Here is a 20,261-nt window from a genome sequence, read left to right as displayed (position 1 = left end):
GACTTAGTTGAATCAAAAAGCTGAGTTTTTTGTTATAATTTCACGCCAAGATAGTGATTAATACTGCATAAGTGGAGTAACAACTTTGGAAGCACGCGTAATCGGTCTAGAAAAACTAGGGAAACACGACGTTGAGATCGTGGGTGGTAAAAACTCTTCACTTGGAGAAATGATCAGTCATTTAGCAAATGCTGGTGTATCCGTACCTGGTGGATTTGCAACAACTGCTGACGCTTATCGTGAATTCCTAGAGCAAAGCGGTCTTAATGCTAAAATTAATGCTGAACTTGCAACATTAAATGTTGACGATGTAAACGCACTTGCTGAAACAGGCGCAAAAATTCGTCAATGGATTGTAGATACTCCACTTACAGCAGGACTTGAACAAGAAGTCCGTGAAGCTTTCACTGCACTTTCAAATGGTAATCCAAACATTGCCGTTGCTGTACGTTCTTCTGCAACTGCCGAAGACTTGCCTGATGCCTCATTCGCAGGTCAACAAGAAACGTTCTTAAACATCCGTGGAATCGACAACGTTCTGATCGCGATCAAAGAAGTATTTGCATCACTTTATAATGACCGTGCGATTGCTTACCGTGTACACCAAAACTTTGCACATGACATTGTTGCATTATCTGCAGGTGTTCAGCGCATGGTACGTTCTGAAACAGGTGCTGCAGGTGTCATGTTTACACTGGATACAGAGTCTGGTTTCCGTGAAGCTGTATTTATCACAGCTTCTTATGGCTTGGGTGAAATGGTAGTACAAGGTGCAGTCAACCCTGACGAATTCTATATTTCTAAACCACTTCTACGTGCAGGTAAACATTCAGTAATCCGTCGTAACCTTGGCTCTAAACACCAAAAAATGATTTATGGTGAAGAAGGTGCTGCAGGTAAATCTGTTGTTGTGGTCGACGTTGAAAAAGCTGAACGTCAACAATTTGCTTTAAATGATCTAGAACTTCAAGAATTGGCTAAACAAGCCCTCATTATTGAAGAGCATTATAAAGCGCCAATGGACATCGAATGGGCGAAAGACGGTGATGACGGTCAAATCTATATCGTTCAAGCGCGTCCTGAAACAGTAAAAAGCCGTGAAAATGTTGGCACAATGGAACGCTACCTACTTAAACAAAAAGGTACAGTGCTTTGTGAAGGTCGTTCAATCGGTCAACGTATCGGTTCTGGTAAAGTGCGTATTGTTACGTCTATTAAAGAAATGGACAAAGTACAACCAGGTGACGTTCTTGTATCTGACATGACTGACCCAGACTGGGAACCAGTGATGAAGCGTGCTGCTGCAATCGTAACGAATCGTGGTGGTCGTACTTGTCACGCTGCAATTATTGCACGTGAATTAGGTGTTCCTGCGATTGTAGGCTGTGGTAACGCAACTGAAGTCCTCACTGATGGTCAAGAAGTGACTGTTTCTTGTGCCGAAGGTGATACTGGCTTTATCTATGAAGGTGCATTAGATTTTGAAATTCAACGTAACTCAATTGAGTCTATGCCTGCACTTCCATTTAAAGTAATGATGAACGTCGGTAACCCTGACCGTGCATTTGACTTTGCACAAATTCCAAACGCAGGTATTGGTCTAGCGCGTTTAGAATTCATCATCAACCGTATGATCGGTGTGCATCCTAAAGCGTTGTTGAACATTGACAGCTTACCTCGTGAAACTCGCGCTGCTGTTATGGCACGTACTGCGGGCTACTCTTCACCGATCGAATTTTATGTTGAAAAATTAGTTGAAGGTATTTCTACACTTGCTGCTGCATTTGCTGACAAACCTGTCATTGTTCGTATGTCAGATTTTAAATCTAACGAATATGCGAACTTGATCGGCGGTAAATTGTACGAACCTGAAGAAGAAAACCCAATGTTAGGCTTCCGTGGTGCAAGCCGTTATGTATCAGACAACTTCCGTGACTGTTTTGAGCTTGAATGCCGTGCGTTGAAAAAAGCACGTGACGAAATGGGCTTAACCAACATTCAAATCATGATTCCTTTCGTTCGTACAGTAAACGAAGCGAAACGTGTGATTGAATTATTGGCTGCAAATGGCTTAAAACGTGGTGAAAATGGTCTTAAAGTGATCATGATGTGTGAATTACCAACCAATGCATTATTGGCTGAACAATTCCTTGAACACTTTGATGGTTTCTCAATCGGTTCTAATGACTTAACTCAGTTAACACTTGGTCTAGACCGTGACTCTGGTATCGTATCTCACTTGTTTGATGAGCGTGATGCTGCTGTGAAAGTATTACTTTCTATGGCAATCCATGCATGTCGTAAAGCAGGTAAATATGTAGGGATCTGTGGTCAAGGTCCTTCCGATCACCCAGATCTTGCAAAATGGCTCATGGAACAAGGTATTGAATCAGTTTCATTGAACCCTGACTCAGTGCTCGACACTTGGTTCTTCCTTGCTGAAGAAAAATCTAAAGCTTAATTAAGCGCAATAAAAAGACCCTCTCGTAGGGTCTTTTTTTATGTGTAAACATAAATAATAAGTTCTAGTAAATTTTTTTATTTTTCATCGATATTTTAAATTTGATGTAAATTTAATTTTCATCAGATGAAAAATCGAGTATACATAAGGGTTCAAAAAAGTAGATGGGTTAATTTAATGCTACGATATACCTATTTATCTACAATTTTTACGTTTTAGATTTTTTGAGAATGACGCTTTATGCAAATTTACTTGGCGAGAAATAATCAACAGGCTGGACCATATACACTAGAGCAAGTCAACCAAATGCTTGCCGACCAACAAATCTTACTCACCGATTTGGCTTGGCATCAAGGAATGACGGAATGGAAAGCTTTGGGTGAACTTACGCAAGGTAAACTTGTTTATGAACCTGTAGGTTATACGGCTCCTATTTCATTGAATAAAACTGAGCCTTTTTCAAATACGTCTACACCAACCCAATCTAGCAAAACACAGCAAAATGTTGAACTTGCACCATTGCATTCTCGTTTTTTTGCCAAAATTATTGACCTTTTACTTTGGTTACCCACATCAATTATTTTAGGCTTATTTTTAAACACCACCGAAATTCAAAAGCTTACTAGTTTGCAAGACCAAATGCTGAGCAAAGCACAAAGCAATGATGTCAATCAAGTTTTGGAAATCCAATCGCAAATGCTTGCACTCTTCCCTGATCAAGCATGGATTGCAATGTTTGGTTATATTTTTATCATGTTAGCAGTACAAGCTTATTTTCTTTCAAAATCCGGACAAAGCATTGGTAAAAAAGCATTAAAAATTAAAATTGTCGATGAAGAAAGCAATGAAAAGGTCAGCTTTTTACGCGTGTTCGTTTTACGTTCGATTTTGTTTATTGTGATTTATCGCTTTTTAGGTTTATTTGCGATTGTCGATTTGTTATTCGCATTCAGTAAAAAACGACAAACTTTACATGATAAGTTAGTTAAGACCAAAGTCATTAAGCAATAATTTTTTAGTTTTTTTTAAGGGATGCAAATGCATCCTTTTTTAATGCTATAGCTTTGATTTGAAAATACAAAATACTAGATAAACAAATAAATCCGAGTAAAAAAATTGGTTTTTGTTACAGTTATTTAAAGCCTTTTTACATATAGCTAAGTTTGTTGATATGAGGCATAATGCCCTACAACGTCTGGGTGTCAGATCATTGAGAATGTTTACTATTTGTAATTAATAGTCATTTTCAATCATGCGACACTTTAATCGCTATCCCATATTTAATAGGGAATGGGACTCTTCACCGAGGTTGTAAAATGAGACAAACGATTTTAGCTGTATTGTCTTTATCTACGATTGCCGCACTTTTAACAGGGTGTGGTGGTGATATGGTACTTCTAAACTCTAAAGGTCCAGTTGCTGAAGGTCAAAGTAACCTGATGATGACTGCGATCTATTTAATGCTATTGGTTGTAATTCCTTCGATCATTATGGCATTGTGGTTTGGTTGGAAATATCGCGCATCGAATAAAGACGCAGACTATAAACCTACATGGGCACATTCAACTGCAATTGAGATTGTAGTATGGGGTGTTCCTGTAATTATTATTGGTATTCTTGCGTATTTAACATGGTGGGGTTCACATAAATATGACCCATACCGTCCGCTCGAATCTGACAAAGCGCCTGTAACTATTCAAGTTATTGCTGAACAGTTTAAATGGATCTTTATCTATCCTGAACAACAAATTGCAACTGTTAACGAAATTCGTTTCCCTGAAAAAACGCCAGTTAACTTTAGAATTACCTCTAACTTTACAATGAACTCTTTCTTCATTCCTAAGTTAGCAGGTCAAATTTATGCAATGGCAGGTATGCAAACTCAGTTACACGTATTAGCTGATGAAACTGGCGTATATCGTGGTTTCTCTTCTAACTATAGTGGTTATGGTTTCACACAAATGCGCTTCTTGGCTCATTCTGTTACTGAACCAGAATTCAACAGCTGGGTAGAAGCAGTTAAAACAGGTCAAGGAACTTCAATTAATCCTGAAGCTCAACAAAAAACTGTTTTAGATGCAGCAGAGTTTGCAGCGCTTAAAGATGGTGACCGTTCAAAACATCAGATTGAGAACATGGTCAAAAATGCGCATACTCCAGAAGAAAAAGCACTTGCAGAAGAAGCTGAACGTAAAGGTCCATTCCCTACTAAGCCGTATCCTGTAACTTACTATTCTTCAGTTGAGCCTAATTTGTTCGAAAGCATTATCAATAAATACATGAGCAACTACCACGGTGCAGATCATTCTGCGCAAGCGGGCGCTGAACATGTTAATGCTGAACATGCAACTGCTTCAGTAGAGGAATAAGACATGTCTGTATTATTCGGTAAACTCAACTGGGACTCGATCCCTTATCAAGAGCCTATCGTACTGGTGACCATGATCATCATGGCAATCGGTGCTGCTGCGCTTCTTGGTGGTATCACCTATTTTAAAAAATGGGGCTACTTGTGGAATACTTGGTTCACTTCTGTAGACCATAAAAAAATTGGTATCATGTATATTATCGTATCTGTTGTCATGCTTGTGCGTGGTTTCGCGGATGCGATCATGATGCGTCTTCAACTGTTCCTTGCAAAAGGTGGCGGTGAAGGTTACTTACATCCTGACCATTACGACCAGATCTTTACCGCGCATGGCGTGATCATGATCTTCTTCGTAGCAATGGGTCTTGTTGTTGGTATGATGAACATCACTGTACCTTTACAAATTGGTGCACGTGACGTTGCATTCCCATTATTGAACTCTTTAAGCTTCTGGTTATTTGCTGGTGCTGCGGGTCTGATGATGGCATCACTTGTATTGGGTGAATTTGCTGCAACAGGTTGGATGGCTTATCCTCCTCTTTCAGGTATTCAATATTCTCCTGGTGTTGGGGTTGACTACTATATCTGGGCACTTCAGGTTTCAGGTTTAGGTACGCTTTTAACAGGTGTTAACTTCTTTGTTACCATCATCAAAATGCGTGCACCTGGCATGGGTCTTATGGATATGCCGATCTTTACTTGGACTGCACTTTGTACAGCAGTATTGATCATTGCATCTTTCCCTGTGTTAACTGCAACAATTGCAATGTTAACGCTTGACCGTTACTTCGATTTCCATTTCTTCACCAATGAGCTTGGCGGTAGCCCAATGCTATATGTGAACTTGATTTGGACTTGGGGTCACCCAGAAGTATATATTCTGATCCTACCTGCTTTTGGTATTTACTCAGAAATCGTTTCAACATTCTCTCGCAAAACATTGTTTGGTTACAAATCAATGGTATATGCGACTATCGCGATCACAGTTCTTGCGTTCGTGGTATGGTTACACCACTTCTTTACGATGGGTGCTGGTGCCAACGTTAACGCGTTCTTCGGTATCATGACCATGATTATTGCGATCCCTACAGGTGTGAAAATCTTCTCTTGGTTATTCACCATGTATAAAGGTCGTATTACATTTACATCACCAATGTACTGGACACTTGGCTTCCTTGTGACTTTCGGTATCGGTGGTTTAACTGGTGTATTAATGGCTGTTCCACCAGCTGACTTCTTAGTACACAACTCATTATTCTTGATTGCTCACTTCCATAACGTAATTATTGGTGGTGTGGTATTCGGTATGTTCGCAGGGATCACTTTCTACTGGCCAAAAATGTTTGGTTGGAAGTTAAATGAAACTTGGGGCAAAGCTTCTTTCTGGTTCTGGTTCTTCGGTTTCTATTTTGCATTCATGCCACTTTATATCCTTGGTTTCATGGGTATGACTCGTCGTCTGAATACATATGACAACCCTGAATGGGATCCATACCTTGCAATTGCATTCTTTGGTTCTATCCTTGTTGCAATTGGTATCTTCTGCTTCGTTATGCAAATTGTTGTGGGCTTCTTACAACGCGAAAACAACATGGACCACACAGGTGACCCATGGGATGGTCGTGTTCTTGAATGGTCTACTTCATCACCTGCGCCATTCTATAACTTTGCGCAACTTCCTAAGATCAATGGTATTGATACTTTCTGGAATGACAAAGAAAATGGTGTAGCATATGCACGTCCTACGAAATATGAAGATATTCATATGCCAACTGACCGAGCTGCTGGCTTTGTGATAGCAATGTTCATCACAGTAATGGGCTTAGCTTTGGTATGGCACATCTGGTGGCTTGTTATTGCAACTTTCTTAGGTGCCGTAATCAGTTTCATCGTAAGTTCATTTACGAAAAAAGTGGATTACTATGTACCTGCTGCTGAAGTAGAACGTATCGAAAATGAACGTTATGCTTTACTTGAAAAACACTTGAAGAAGGACTAAGACAATGGCTGAAGTACTTCATCACGATAACCATGGACATGATGAACATCATCACCACGATGATACCGACATCACTGTCTTTGGTTTTTGGACCTACTTGATGAGTGACTTGATTTTATTCGGTACACTCTTCATCGCGTTCGCTGTATTAAGCAGTCATATTCCACCTGGAACACCAAGTCCAAAAGATTTATTTGGTGAGTCTTTAGGTTTCGTTTTAACTGAAACTTTTGCTCTCTTGATCTCTTCTGTGACTTTTGGTTTTGCAGTACTTGCTTCATACAAGAAAAATGTAGGTCAAGTTTTAACTTGGCTAGCAATTACTTGGGTATTTGGTGCATCTTTTATCGGTATGGAACTTTATGAGTTTAATCATTTAGTTCATGCTGGTCATGGTCCAAGCACGAGTGCGTTCTTATCTGCGTTCTTTACTCTAGTGGGTACGCATGGTATTCACGTGACTTCTGGTTTGGTATGGATGCTCGTGTTAATGATTCAAATCAAGAAAAATGGTTTGACTCTACCAAATACACGTCGTCTTGCTTGCTTAAGCTTGTTCTGGCACTTCCTTGACATCGTTTGGATCTGTGTATTCAGCGTCGTTTACTTAATGGGAGTTATCTAATGAGTCACGATCATAATTCTGCAGGTGCTTCACATGGTAATGTGAAACAATATACGATTGGTTTTATTGTTTCTGTATTACTGACCATTGTTCCATTCTATATGGCAATGCATCCAGCTGACTTCGGTCGTGGTGCAATTGTAGCGACCATTGCGATTACAGCTGTAGCACAGGTTCTTGTTCAATTAGTCTTCTTCTTGCACATGAACTCTTCATCAGAACAACGTTGGAACGTAATTGCATTCATTTACACAATCTTGTGTATCGCAGTTCTTCTGATTGGTTCTGTATGGATCATGAACTACTTACATTCAAACATGATGCTCTAGGGTGTCATGTTGAAGAAGTATTTATTCCTGACTAAGCCAGGAATTCTCTTCGGTAACTTCGTTACCACTTTGGGCGGCTTTTTCTTAGCCGCTCAAGGTTCTGTAGATTTCCTCTTACTTCTCATTACATTACTCGGTACAACACTGGTGGTTGCATCAGGTTGTGTAGTGAATAATGTCATTGACCAAGACATTGACCAAAAAATGCAACGCACGATGAACCGTGCTTTAGTCAAAAAAACCATTAGCCCACAAATTGCTTTAATCTTTTCAGCAGTTTTAGGTCTTTTAGGCTTTGGCTTGTTGTGGTTTTTTGTCAACGCCTACGCATTTGGCTTTGCGGTATTGGGCTTTGTCGTTTATGTGATTTTTTATAGTCTTTGGACAAAACGTACAACCATTCACCAAACTGTGATTGGCAGTATTTCTGGTGCAAGTCCTCCTGTAATCGGTTATACCGCTGTTTCAAATGAATTTGATGTTGCTGCGCTACTGGTTTTCTTAGCTTATGCGCTTTGGCAAATGCCACATTCATGGGGAATTGCAGTTTACCGTTTTGATGACTATAAAAATGCAGGTGTTCCCATCCTTCCTGTGGCACGTTCAATTTATCGCACTAAAGTTGAAAGTTTGATTTATGTGATTTTGTTTGCTGCGGTGTTGAATGGTTTATATTGTTTTGGCTATACCAATATTTTCTTCTTGATTATCTTTAATGCGATGTCTGCATATTGGGTCTATCTGTCGATTATTGGCTTCAAAGCTGAAAATGACCAAGTTTGGGCAAAACGTTATTTCTTATATTCAGTAATTTTGATTACGGCTTTAAGTTTTAGCTTTAGTTTTACTTACACCTCCCCTGCACCACATTTACCCCTGTTTTAAAAAGATAGAGGTCACTCTATCTTTTTTATCAATGTAATCTCTTACCAAAAGAAACTCAGCCTTTCTTTTTTATCAATTCAAATACATCAATAAATCACACTTGAAAATAACTTCCAAAGCCCCCCTAAGTCTTTTAGTTTATATAAACACTGGAAAATAAAATATCAATAAAATGAGAGGATCAATCCAATGTCACAAAACCAGATCAAAGTCATTGCTTTCGATGTTTTTGGCACACTCGCTAGAATAAAACAGAAAATATCCCCTTATAAAAAATTCATTCAATGGTTACACAGGCAAGGACATACATCACAAATAAGCGATGCTGTCACCGTCATGTCTATAAATGGTGATTTTCAAGACATTGCGACACATTTAGGTTATCAAATTCCACCAGCATTTTTAGATGAACTCAATACTGAACTTCAGACAGAATTAGCGCAAATTGAACTTTTTGCAGATACCCTTCCCACCTTAAACCAGCTAAAAGAAAATGGTTATAAAATCGTGCTGTGTTCCAATTCAGCAACTCCTTATGGGATTCACATTCGTTCATTGATTACAGAGATTGACATATATGCATGGAGTTATGAAGTCCATGCTTGCAAACCAGATCCTGCCATTTATCAATATTTTATAGATCAACTTCAATGCACAGCTGAAGAGGTTTTATTTGTTGGTGATACACCACTGGCGGATATTCAAGGTCCAACAGCCTTTGGGATGTCTGCCAAATTAATTGACCGTAAAAATGGTCAAACGTTACATGATGTTTTAAACGACTATTTATAAAACCTAAGGAAAAGACATTAACTTATATTTTCTCCACTTCAATACGATGTATTGATAAATATTTCACGATTTATTTGTATTTAATAGCAAACTTTCCTATAATGAGCCCTCGCAAATTTTGCGACACAACCTGTCTGTTTACAGTTCAGTTGTGACTCCTTGCTTCATTCATATTTGGATGGGGCTGCATAAACCGTAAGGAGCTGACAATGCGTCACTACGAAATCGTAATTCTGGTACACCCAGACCAAAGCGATCAAGTGGTAGGTATGGTAGAACGCTATATCTCTCACATTAAAGATGCTGAAGGTCAAATTCACCGTCTTGAAGATTGGGGCCGTCGCCAATTGGCTTACCCAATTAACAAAATTCACAAAGCGCACTACATTTTAATGAACGTTGAATGTAATCAAACTACGCTTAACGAATTGGAAGAATTATTCCGTTACAACGATGCTATTCTTCGTAACGTTATTATTCGTCGTGAAAACGCTATCACTGAAGAGTCTTTATTGGCTAAGAGTGCTGAAGAAAAACGTGCGCGTAAAGCTCAACGTGAAGAAGCACAACAAGCTCAAGACTCTGCTGAAGCATAAGGAGAACACACATGGCACGTTTTTACCGTCGTCGCAAGTTCTGCCGCTTTACAGCTGAGAACGTTACGTACATCGACTACAAAGATATCGACACTTTAAAACAGTACATCACTGAAAATGGCAAGATCGTTCCTAGCCGTATTACAGGTACTAAAGCTCGTTACCAACGTCAATTAGCGCTTGCGATTAAACAAGCTCGCTACTTAGCGTTGATTCCTTACACTGACAATCATAAGTGAGGTTGAGCTGTGGATATTATCTTATTACAACGTATTAAAAATCTTGGTAAATTAGGCGATAAAGTATCAGTTAAAGCTGGTTACGGCCGTAACTACTTGATCCCTCAAGGTAAAGCAGTTGCTGCGACTGAAGCAAATACTGCTGCTTTTGAAGCACGTCGTGCTGAACTTGAGAAACAAGAAGCTGAAGTATTAGCTGCTGCTCAAGCTCGTGCTGACCAATTGAACGAAGTAAATATCGTAATCACTGCGAAAGCGGGTGACGAAGGTAAATTATTCGGTTCAATCGGTACGCGCGACATCGCTGATGCGTTAACAAATGCTGGTCTTGAAGTTGACCGTGCAGAAGTTCGTTTACCAAACGGTGCACTTCGTAACACTGGTGAATTCAACATCGCAATCCAATTGCATCACGATGTTGTTGCAGAAGTTCTCGTTACTATCGTATCTGAGTAATTTCGTACCAAAAAAAAGAGCATACTTTAGTATGCTCTTTTTTTATCTACACGTTTTAACCTCTTTTTTATTTCGTAGTTTATATCCCATTTATGACCCTATTTAGGTTATGCTCTTAGCCTATTTTGAATAAATACAGTCAAACTGACTAATCATTTGACCAAAGGTTCTCACGCTATGTCTCAGGCACCAGCCAAAGCTTCTGCAACTCCTTTTAACAAAGATGCAAAATCTACCGAGGCATCACAACAACTCAAAGAATTTCGCACGCCTCCGCATAATTTAGCCATTGAACAAGCGGTACTTGCGGCACTCATGACCGTTGCTGAGTCGTTTGAACAAGTCAGTGATGTTTTACATGAAAATGACTTTTATGCATCTCGCCATAAATATATTTTTCGTGCCATTGAACAACTTAACAAAGATGGTTCACCCTATGATGCCGTTTTGGTCAATGACTGGCTAATCAAACAAAATCTCCTCGAAGCGATTGGTGGTGAAGAATATCTTGTTCAATTAATGGCAGACTCTCCTGCAAGTTTCTATAACTTAGAAACTTATGCCACTAAAATTCGTGAATTTGCGACTTTAAGAAATATGATTAAAGTGGGCAATGAAATTTTACAAAATGCTTATGACACCAAAGGTCGTGAAGTCAGTGAAATTTTAGATTTAGCTGAAACTAATATTTTCTCGATTGCTGAACAACATAATAACAATGCCAAAGCACAAGGTCCAAAGCCGATTACTTCGGTTGTAGCAGATGTATTTGACAAACTCAATGAACTTTCTCAACTCGAAGGTAATATCACGGGTTTAACGACAGGCTTTGTTGAACTTGATAATAAAACTTCGGGCATGCAAGCAGGTGACATGATCATCGTGGCAGCACGTCCATCGATGGGTAAAACCACGTTTGCCATGAATTTGGTCGAAAGTGTTCTCTTTAACTGTGATTTACCCGCCCTCGTTTTTTCAATGGAAATGCCTGCCGACTCCATCGCCATGCGTTTGATTTCCTCATACGGTAAAGTCCACCAAGGTCATTTACGTGCAGGTAAACTCGATGGTGATGAATGGTCAAAAGTCACAGGAACCATTTTACAACTGCAAGAAAAGCATCTGTATATCGATGACTCTTCTGCCCTACCCCCAACAGAAATGCGCGCACGTGCACGACGTATTGCCAAACAACATGGCGGTAAGCTTGGCTGTATCATGGTCGATTATCTTCAGCTGATGAAAGTGCCTGGCATGGGTGATAACCGTGTGGGTGAGATCGGTGAAATTTCACGAAGCTTAAAAGCACTGGCGAAAGAAATGCAATGTCCAGTGATCGCATTGTCACAGCTCAACCGTTCTTTAGAGAACCGTCCAAACAAACGTCCTGTCATGTCAGACTTACGTGAGTCAGGTGCGATTGAGCAGGATGCCGATTTGATTATGTTTATTTATCGTGATGAGGTTTATAACAAAGAATCAAAAGAAGCAGGCACAGCGGAAATTATTATTGGTAAACAACGTAATGGCCCTATTGGTTCTGTTCGTTTAGCTTTCGAAGGTCAATATACCCGTTTTAGTAATTTATCACCTGAATATTACGCACAATATGATGATGAAGAGTAAAAATGAAGCATAAATCTTGCTTACTTTTTAAACCTATTTTTTCAAATCTTCACTTTAAAACAGTGACTGCAACTTATTTACAAAGTCTTTCCACCATCGTTTAAAACTTAAAAATGATTGAGGATGCTGAATATTTTCATTCATTTTTAGCGGTGGAAATGCTTTATTGAGTTGTTCACATGTTGGATATTTTTGTTGAAGTTGTGCTAAGTAATGCGATTGATCGTATTGTATAAACCCGTCTAAGATACCAATCGTTTTCCGATCCCCAATTGCACAATTTGCTGTCTGTCGATTCCAAGCTAAAAACGGCTGCACGGGTTTAGAAACACTGAGCTGATTATGAGCACAACTCAAAGTTGCAAATGAAGCAATTTGATATTGCTCAGGTTTAGCGCCATCGGGAGTATAGGCTAAACCTATGATCAAACTGTCCTTTTTAATATTTTGACTAGAAAATGTACTTTGCCATTGTGTAGGTTTTGCATAGTTAAATTGATCAATCCAAGAACGAAAAATAAATTGATCTGCACTCAATTGAACTGTAAAACTTCTTGAATCCCCCTGTGCAGCTTGAGAGGCTTGGAAACGTGCGATAAAAACATCTTTTGGAGTATGCGGCATACAAGCCATGCTTTGTTGTATTGAAAATATCGTAAACAATGAAAAAACTAACAAAATATAAAGCTGCATAAAGTAGACTCTATTTTTATAAAAATTTTAGTGATTCAAATCAATATTTTATCGTTATAAATACATATCAAACTCCGCATTCCAGCATTGTCCATATTTTCAAAAATTTGATCCAATATCGATCATTATACACATACTGCATCAGCCATTTTCAACATTTCATCTAAAAATGCTTTATCGCCTTGTGTTAACAGCCTGATGATTTCCCATTCGATTTTTAAATCTACAAGATTGATAATGCTGCTTTTAGACGTTCAATACTATTACGCCAAACAGCATAATCTTCGGTTTACCCCAAAGTTCATTTAATTCTGAGTCATCACTTAAAACCAAATCTAATGCAGTTTGCGCTTTTTCTAATACTTCTACTGAGGGTTGAAACCCAATAGAACTCACCCATTCATCAACTTGTGCTGTTGAAGCATTATCTTTTGTATTCCTTTACCTAATAATTTAGCCACAACTTCAGCAGCAGCCACAATCATAGAAGCTTCATCTGCCTCTAAATAATCTTTTTGATTTTCAATTGCACGATTAAAAACACGGGCTAAAACAGACTCATCATTTCCACCCTCGACAAGCTGATCCACCCAATCTAAAGCATCATCATTTCCAAACGGTTCGTGTGACCAAGCGCCCATTTTTATTCCTCATATACAATGATGTATTTTCAAATTGATAGCGTATTAAAAAATCAACGGATACAATAGAGCCAAGCGTTTTATTTATTTAAGCAAATGTAAAATCATGGTGATGATAGATAAATGATTTTCTATTTTCCCGATATAAAATATGGAGATCATCAAAAACATAAATGTTGATGTTTATTTCATAATGAACGGCATACAATAGACGCTAGTAGAAAGATCCAATCTGATCATTCAAAAAACGTGCAGCTTTGACTGCACGTTTATGTTTTTCATCTTCCTGAAGGAGTAATCAGGGTGCGCCAAGCAACAGTTTATATTGATAGCGAAGCTCTGCAATATAATTTAAACCGTGTTAAACAACTTGCCCCAACTGCTAAAATTGTCAGTATGGTCAAAGCCAATGCCTATGGGCACGGCGTAAAAGACTGTTTAGCCGCCCTCGCTGAAACAGATGCATTTGGTGTTGCTTGTCTTGAAGAAGCCTTAGAAATTCGTGCGTTGGGTTATCAACAGCCCATTACTTTAATCGAAGGTATTTTTAGTGCCGATGAAATGGCAGTGGTGGTTGAAAATAACATTGAAGTGATCGTACATCAGCAAGAACAATTGGACTGGTTACGCACTCAAAAAGATGCCTATATTGCTAAAGGCTTAAAAGTTTGGGTCAAATTGAATAGCGGAATGAATCGTTTGGGTTTTAAAGTACCTGAAATTATTGACGTCATCAACGCACTCAAAGCCGATGGTTTTACCTGTGTACTTGCCATGCACTTTGCCAATGCAGATGCTGAAAATCATCCCTTAAATGAACAACAAAAAAATCAATTTCTTCATGTAAAAGAAGCCTGCGCGCCCATCATGGGGTCTTGCTGTAACTCTGCTGCTATTTTTAAATGGCCTGAGCTTAATTTTGATTTTGTCCGTCCGGGCATCATGTTGTACGGTGCATCACCCTTTGCAGATCAGTCTGTCCAAGATTTAGATATCAAACCAGTGATGACTTTTACGGCTGAAATTATTGCCTTAAATTCGATTCAAGCAGGTGAATCTGTCGGTTATGGCTCTACCTTTATTGCCGAAACAGACATGGATATTGCCATTGTCTCAATTGGTTATGGCGATGGTTACCCACGCGCATTTCCAAAGCAAAATTATGTCGCAATCGACGGGAAACTCACTCCAGTGATTGGTCGTGTTGCCATGGATATGATTGCGATCGATATTACGGGTTTAAATGCACCTTTAGGAACCCAAGTTGAACTTTGGGGTAAAAATCGTTGGGTTGATGATGTCGCAGAAGCCAATGGTACAATTGGTTATGAATTACTCTGTCGCCTAAGTAACCGCCCTGTTCGTAAGAAAATCTAAATATTTATTGACTTAAAAATCCAAGCAAATGCTTGGATTTTTCTTCACAATTTTCAGTAAAAAGTTTAAGTTTAGAATATTTTTAGTTACTGAAAAAAATCCTCATTTGGTTTTGGTAAATCCTGTAAACCCTTTTTCAAAGTTTCTGACCATTGCTTACTAATATGCTGAAAATAAGGCTCTTCTTCATTGATTCGTTTCCCTTGCGGAATATTAAAAGCATCTTTTTGATACACCAAGCTATCTAATGGCATACCCACTGAGACATTTGAACGTAGCGTTGAATCAAACGAAATCAAGCTACAACGCAACGCCTCATCTAAAGGCATTTCATAGCTTAAAGCACGGTCTAAAATTGGTTTACCATACTTACTTTCACCAATTTGAAAATAAGGCGTATCACTAGTCGCAGAGATAAAATTACCTTGTGGGTAAATATTATAAAGCTGCATCTCTTCACCTTTAATTTGACCACCGACCAATAAACTACAAAAATAGTTACTCTGTTCCTGTGTATCTTCTGTAACATCAGCAATGACTTTACGCAAAGTTTGTCCAACCAAACCGGCCACATCAAACATGGTATTGACGCTATAGAGATTCGGCTCTTGTTTTAAGGTTAAATGATTATTTAAATGCCCAATCACTGCTTGTGTTGTCGCCAAATTGCCTGAAGTCTGAATACAAATAAAACGCTCACCGTCAACTCCAAAGGTATACAATTTTCGATAAACAGAAATATGATCGACGCCTGCATTGGTTCGTGTATCACTGATAAAGACCAGGCCATCTTTTAAACGGAGCGCACAACAATAGGTCATAGATCTTCCTTATTTTTTCTTACTGATACAGATTTTATTCACCCATATTCTAGGCACAAGCCAAGACTTGTACAATAGAATGCATCGACTCGAGTCCCCCATGTGAACGTACTCCTCGTACAGGTGCAACATCCCAATAATCTCGTCCTGTTGCGATATAAATATGTGAATTTGGCTGAAAAATTTGATTACTCACATCAAAGCAATACCATTTTCCTTGAATAAAAGCCTCTGCCCATGCATGACTCGCTAAGTGTGCCTGATCATTGACAAACAAATAACCTGAAACATAACGTGCAGGTACACCCAATGCCTTTGCCATCGCAATAAATACATGGCTATGATCTTGGCAAACACCTTGTTTTGCAGCAAAAGATTCGCTTGCCTGATGCCTCACTGTAGTTGTCGCAGGCATATATGGCATTTCATTTAAAATCGCTGCCGCTAAACGCTGTAAATTTTGCACATTAATATGAGTCACATATTGCTGAGCAAATTGCAACATTTCAGATGAACACTGCGTAAATGGGGTCACTTGTAAAAAGTGCATCGGATCCAATGCCGTGTCTATGCCAAACAAATTATGTTCATCAATATCCACCACACCTTGCGCCATAATCATCAAGTCCATATATTCAAAATGCTGTGTTGCAGTCATCCACATATTATCAAACTGATCTTTTTGACAAGTATTTTGCCCAGGAACACTGATATTCCAATGCAATACTTCCTGATGCCGATTACTCTGTGGCATCATTTTAATATACTGAATACTGTTTTTTGCAGGTGCAGTATATTGGTAATAGGTCTGATGATTGATCATAAGTTTCATGCGGCATCCATCTCAAAAAGGTTTTGTATGTGGTCGCTAAAATGATAAAAATGATTACAATCAGGCATCTTTTTCAATTGTTGCCAAGCCGCTGCTAAACTCGTCCACCCCAATACCCTAAATTGTTCAATCAGCACATCTAATTCTGTTAATACGGCTTGTCGGTTTTGTTGTAAGCGAATATGGCGATCTAATTGTTCAACTTTTTGACCTAAACAAAAAAACATAAATATATCTTCATCTGCTTCTGCTTCTGCTTCAAGCACATCATTACACTCAGCAGCAACATCACAAATATAACCCGCATGATTTTCAGCTTGTCGTAACAATTGATTCAATTCAGCAAAACAATGTGCGGACAATACGCCACGTAAATCATGAATATTATTCTTGGCATTTTGAAATTGTTGGTGAAATGAAAACGGTTGTTCTGGGTCTAAAATCAATTCATTTAATGAACATGCATCAAACGCAGGCAGACAAAATGCATGGGCATAGTGCCTTGCTGATTCATCTTCTGTAAATGGAAATAAACTGCATGCATATTGAATGCGTGTCAGATAGCGTCCTAACCAAAAAATATATTGTGCATTACTGCTTAATAAAATCATTGTTATTCTCCTCAGGTGAGTGTCAGTTATGCAATTGATCCAATACCCACGTGTCTTTAATTCCACCACCTTGGGAAGAATTAACCACCAATGAGTTCTTTTGCATTGCGACACGCGTTAAACCACCAGGTACAATTTCTGTCCGTTCAGGCGAGCTTAAAATAAAAGGACGTAAATCAACATGACGTGCGTCAATGCCATCTTCTGTCAATGTTGGCGAAATAGATAAATCTAAAATAGGTTGAGCGATATAAGCATGTGGTTCAGCAATCAACTTTTGTTTAAAGCAAGCAATATCAGCATCAGTAGCTTGAGAACCTATGAGCATCCCATAACCACCTGAACCTTGTGCTTCCTTGACCACTAAACGCTCCATATTCGATAAAACATAATCTAAATGTTGTGGATCTCGGCATGAATAGGTTGGAACATTCTTTAAAATCGCTTGTTCACCTAAATAAAACTCGATCATTTTATCCACATAAGGATAAATCGATTTATCATCAGCAACACCTGTACCAGGTGCATTGGCAATTACAACCTGTTGTTTTAAATATGCGGACATGAGTCCCGCCACACCTAATACACTTTCAGGTTTAAAGCACAATGGATCAAGAAAGGCATCATCAATTCGCCTATAAACTACATCAACTCGTTGTTTACCTCGGACTGTTTTCACATAAACCTTGTCGTTCTCAACATAAAGATCACTTGATGTTACTAAAGGAATACCCATTTCCCTTGCTAAAAAAGCATGTTCATAATAGGCACTGTTAAAACGACCTGGGGTAAGAACCACAATACAAGGTGAGTCGACATAAGCACTTTCGGCCAAGATTTGCTTTAATAAATTTGGATAATGCTCAATACCTTGTAAGTTAAGTTGACACAATTCAGGCATGATCTTTTGGCTAATTTTACGACTTTCAAGCATATAAGATACGCCTGAAGGTGTTCTTAAATTATCCTCCAGTACATAAAACTCACCCGCTTGATCTCGTACTAAATCCACACCACTGATTTGACTATACACTTTACCTTTGACTTGAAAATTCAACATGTGGGGTTGAAATGCTTCATGACTAAACACTTGTAGTTTTGGAATAATTCCAGCTTTTAGAATTTCAGCATGATGATAAATATCATCTAAAAATAAATTCAATGCTTGAATCCGCTGCGTACAGCCTGCTGCTATTTTCACCCATTGTTTTTTCGCAATAATACGTGGGATCAAGTCAAATGGAATGGTACGTTCAATATTTTCAGACTCGCTATACACTGCAAATGTGATGCCGTGATACATAAAATGAGACTTAGACAAATCATTGAGTTGATGCAATTCATCTAAACTATGTTGTGCTAACCAAGCTTCTAATTTTTGACGGATCTCAACCGACAAATGTACATCATCTGTCAATTCGTTAAAAAATTGGGTTTGAATTTGCGCCAATAAAGCTTTGCCTTGATATATGGATGCTATGTTTAAATCCAAAGTAGTTTGTTTTTCTAAATTGTCTAATGCCTCTACAGGCAGTGCAAAATGTTCAAGACTTAAATTTGTAGGGTGATCTTCTTTAAACATATAAACCTCTACTTTTGTTATAAAATGTTACTTTGTAGTAGCAAAAACAATGCCAAATAGACTAAACACATTGATTATTTATTCAGCATTTATTTACAGACTCAAGTGCAATTTTGCATGAACTTGTTTCAAAATATAGACAGACTTTTTAGGGATAAGCCTTGCTTAACGAGCTGATATTTTCTATTGTTATTCAGGTTTTATCTTTCATTCACTTATTTTCGTAATCGGATTATGTCTTCCCAAGAAAAAGAAACTTCAAACAGCCTGTACCGTCAGTGGCAAATTTTATCTCGCCTTTCTACTGGAAAATGGATGGGCACCCGTGAATTGCAAGAAACTTTAGAACGTGAAGGTATTGAAATCAGCTTACGTACCATTCAACGTGACTTGAATCAAATCTCACAACGCTTTCCAATCGAAAACAACAAAACAGTGCCACAAGGTTGGCGTTGGCGCTCAGATGCACCGATTCAGAGCTTACCGCACATGACCAGTTCACAGGCAGTGACCTTTATGATGGTTGAAGAACATCTTAACCATTTATTACCACCGAGTCTGATCGAAGAAATGAATCCATGGTTTGATCTCGCACGGCGGAGTCTTTCCACACAAAATAATGTGCGCCAGTGGGTTAACCGAGTACGCATCGTCCCTGCCAATCAACCTGTGATTCCCCCAATGGTTGAACGTCAAGCACAACAGGCGATTTATGAAGGTTTATTACAAGACAAACAAATCGAATGCGTTTATCGTGCACGTGGACATTTAGGTGAAGAGAAAACCTATATTTTAAATCCACTTGGCTTAGTGCAAAAAGGAGCCATTATTTACCTGATCTGTACCCGTCATGACAAATCCGAAGTGCAAACTTTTGCATTACATCGTTTTAAATCAGCACATGTTTTAGAAAGCCGGGCCCTGCATCCTGTGGATTTTGATATTGATGTCTATATTGACTCAGGCGCATTGGGTTTCCGTGTTAATTTCAATAAACCCACTGAAAATATTGAATTAAAATTGGTCATGCATGAAGATGATGCTCAATATTTTACTGAGAGCCAGCTGAGTAAGGCACAAAAAGTGAAGAAGCTCAATGATGAACTTTACGAAGTCAGCGCGGTTGTTCCTTTCACCTCACAATTGGTTTGGTGGCTAAGGAGTTTTGGTAAAAAATTGATTCGTATTGAACCTGTAGAAGTGTTTAATGCAGTGCATGAAATAGAATAAAAAAAAGAGCCCCCGCAGGCTCTTCAATATTCTTAATTTATTCTTGTTTTAAAAGATGCGAGTTTCAAATTTTCATTTGATACTTGCATTTAAAATAT

The 20,261-nt window shown here is 38.6% G+C and carries 21 protein-coding genes; 14 read left to right on the top strand and 7 right to left on the bottom strand.

Annotated elements, in window-relative coordinates:
• The first annotated feature begins 85 nt into the window (after window positions 1–85).
• From ppsA to dnaB, 12 genes are all read left to right on the top strand, one after another.
• Window positions 86–2,461, top strand: coding sequence for a phosphoenolpyruvate synthase (gene ppsA, locus HX129_RS11605; RefSeq protein ID WP_286436198.1), 2,376 nt, complete (start codon window positions 86–88; stop codon window positions 2,459–2,461).
• A 240-nt stretch (window positions 2,462–2,701) separates the two neighbouring features.
• Complete coding sequence (locus HX129_RS11600; protein WP_174492388.1) at window positions 2,702–3,472, top strand: RDD family protein; 771 nt, start codon at window positions 2,702–2,704, stop codon at window positions 3,470–3,472.
• A 305-nt stretch (window positions 3,473–3,777) separates the two neighbouring features.
• Window positions 3,778–4,830, top strand: coding sequence for a ubiquinol oxidase subunit II (gene cyoA / locus HX129_RS11595; RefSeq protein ID WP_130073155.1), 1,053 nt, complete (start codon window positions 3,778–3,780; stop codon window positions 4,828–4,830).
• Window positions 4,831–4,833: 3 nt separating this feature from the next.
• On the top strand, window positions 4,834–6,828 hold the full coding sequence (gene cyoB / locus HX129_RS11590; RefSeq protein WP_130073154.1) for a cytochrome o ubiquinol oxidase subunit I: 1,995 nt from the start codon (window positions 4,834–4,836) through the stop codon (window positions 6,826–6,828).
• Between the two features lie 4 nt (window positions 6,829–6,832).
• A complete protein-coding gene (gene cyoC / locus HX129_RS11585) occupies window positions 6,833–7,453 on the top strand; it encodes a cytochrome o ubiquinol oxidase subunit III (protein WP_130073153.1) in 621 nt (206 codons plus the stop codon).
• Window positions 7,453–7,782, top strand: coding sequence for a cytochrome o ubiquinol oxidase subunit IV (gene cyoD / locus HX129_RS11580; protein WP_065994860.1), 330 nt, complete (start codon window positions 7,453–7,455; stop codon window positions 7,780–7,782). The genes cyoC and cyoD overlap by 1 nt, the downstream gene beginning before the upstream one ends.
• Window positions 7,783–7,788: 6 nt before the next feature.
• Window positions 7,789–8,667 carry a heme o synthase gene (cyoE, locus tag HX129_RS11575; protein WP_130073152.1) on the top strand — a complete coding sequence of 293 codons (879 nt, stop codon included), beginning with the start codon at window positions 7,789–7,791 and terminating at the stop codon, window positions 8,665–8,667.
• A 189-nt stretch (window positions 8,668–8,856) separates the two neighbouring features.
• Window positions 8,857–9,459, top strand: a complete 603-nt coding sequence (locus HX129_RS11570; RefSeq protein WP_286434161.1) for an HAD family hydrolase — start codon at window positions 8,857–8,859, stop codon at window positions 9,457–9,459.
• A 209-nt stretch (window positions 9,460–9,668) separates the two neighbouring features.
• Window positions 9,669–10,055, top strand: coding sequence for a 30S ribosomal protein S6 (rpsF, locus tag HX129_RS11565; RefSeq protein WP_035267614.1), 387 nt, complete (start codon window positions 9,669–9,671; stop codon window positions 10,053–10,055).
• A gap of 11 nt (window positions 10,056–10,066) precedes the next feature.
• Window positions 10,067–10,294 (top strand): 30S ribosomal protein S18, encoded by a 228-nt coding sequence (rpsR, locus tag HX129_RS11560; protein ID WP_004719336.1) that lies wholly within the window; start codon window positions 10,067–10,069, stop codon window positions 10,292–10,294.
• A 9-nt stretch (window positions 10,295–10,303) separates the two neighbouring features.
• On the top strand, window positions 10,304–10,750 hold the full coding sequence (gene rplI, locus HX129_RS11555) for a 50S ribosomal protein L9 (RefSeq protein ID WP_065995237.1): 447 nt from the start codon (window positions 10,304–10,306) through the stop codon (window positions 10,748–10,750).
• 177 nt (window positions 10,751–10,927) lie between these two features.
• On the top strand, window positions 10,928–12,376 hold the full coding sequence (gene dnaB, locus HX129_RS11550) for a replicative DNA helicase (RefSeq protein ID WP_130073150.1): 1,449 nt from the start codon (window positions 10,928–10,930) through the stop codon (window positions 12,374–12,376).
• Between the two features lie 54 nt (window positions 12,377–12,430).
• Here dnaB and HX129_RS11545 read toward each other — a convergent pair whose 3' ends face one another.
• From HX129_RS11545 to HX129_RS11535, 3 genes are all read right to left on the bottom strand, one after another.
• Window positions 12,431–13,000, bottom strand: coding sequence for a hypothetical protein (locus HX129_RS11545; RefSeq protein ID WP_180045114.1), 570 nt, complete (start codon window positions 12,998–13,000; stop codon window positions 12,431–12,433).
• Between the two features lie 315 nt (window positions 13,001–13,315).
• Window positions 13,316–13,465, bottom strand: coding sequence for a hypothetical protein (locus HX129_RS11540; protein WP_213072953.1), 150 nt, complete (start codon window positions 13,463–13,465; stop codon window positions 13,316–13,318).
• A complete protein-coding gene (locus tag HX129_RS11535) occupies window positions 13,462–13,710 on the bottom strand; it encodes a DUF4259 domain-containing protein (protein ID WP_218946253.1) in 249 nt (82 codons plus the stop codon). The genes HX129_RS11540 and HX129_RS11535 overlap by 4 nt, the downstream gene beginning before the upstream one ends.
• A 303-nt stretch (window positions 13,711–14,013) precedes the next feature.
• Between HX129_RS11535 and alr the strand changes: the two genes are divergently transcribed.
• Window positions 14,014–15,087, top strand: coding sequence for an alanine racemase (gene alr / locus HX129_RS11530; RefSeq protein WP_180045113.1), 1,074 nt, complete (start codon window positions 14,014–14,016; stop codon window positions 15,085–15,087).
• Window positions 15,088–15,173: 86 nt separating this feature from the next.
• On the opposite strand, the gene HX129_RS11525 is transcribed toward alr, so the two are convergent.
• From HX129_RS11525 to HX129_RS11510, 4 genes are read right to left on the bottom strand one after another with little or no spacing between them, the layout of a single operon-like run.
• Window positions 15,174–15,908: a proteasome-type protease gene (locus HX129_RS11525; RefSeq protein WP_174492382.1), complete on the bottom strand. Its 735-nt coding sequence runs from the start codon at window positions 15,906–15,908 to the stop codon at window positions 15,174–15,176.
• Between the two features lie 49 nt (window positions 15,909–15,957).
• A complete protein-coding gene (locus HX129_RS11520) occupies window positions 15,958–16,740 on the bottom strand; it encodes a transglutaminase family protein (protein WP_180045112.1) in 783 nt (260 codons plus the stop codon).
• Window positions 16,737–17,351 (bottom strand): alpha-E domain-containing protein, encoded by a 615-nt coding sequence (locus HX129_RS11515; protein WP_286436197.1) that lies wholly within the window; start codon window positions 17,349–17,351, stop codon window positions 16,737–16,739. Before HX129_RS11515 ends, HX129_RS11520 begins: the two co-directional genes overlap by 4 nt.
• Window positions 17,352–17,373: 22 nt before the next feature.
• Window positions 17,374–18,933, bottom strand: a complete 1,560-nt coding sequence (locus HX129_RS11510) for a circularly permuted type 2 ATP-grasp protein (protein WP_286434154.1) — start codon at window positions 18,931–18,933, stop codon at window positions 17,374–17,376.
• Between the two features lie 234 nt (window positions 18,934–19,167).
• Here HX129_RS11510 and HX129_RS11505 point away from each other — a divergent pair, with 234 nt between their 5' ends.
• Complete coding sequence (locus tag HX129_RS11505) at window positions 19,168–20,163, top strand: helix-turn-helix transcriptional regulator (RefSeq protein ID WP_130073143.1); 996 nt, start codon at window positions 19,168–19,170, stop codon at window positions 20,161–20,163.
• The last annotated feature ends 98 nt before the right edge of the window (window positions 20,164–20,261 follow it).

The sequence above is a fragment of the Acinetobacter sp. 251-1 genome (assembly GCF_030329305.1).
Lineage (GTDB): Bacteria > Pseudomonadota > Gammaproteobacteria > Pseudomonadales > Moraxellaceae > Acinetobacter > Acinetobacter piscicola_A.
The sequence above is the reverse complement of the archived record's forward strand: the minus strand, read 5'-3'. Positions and strand labels throughout refer to the sequence as shown.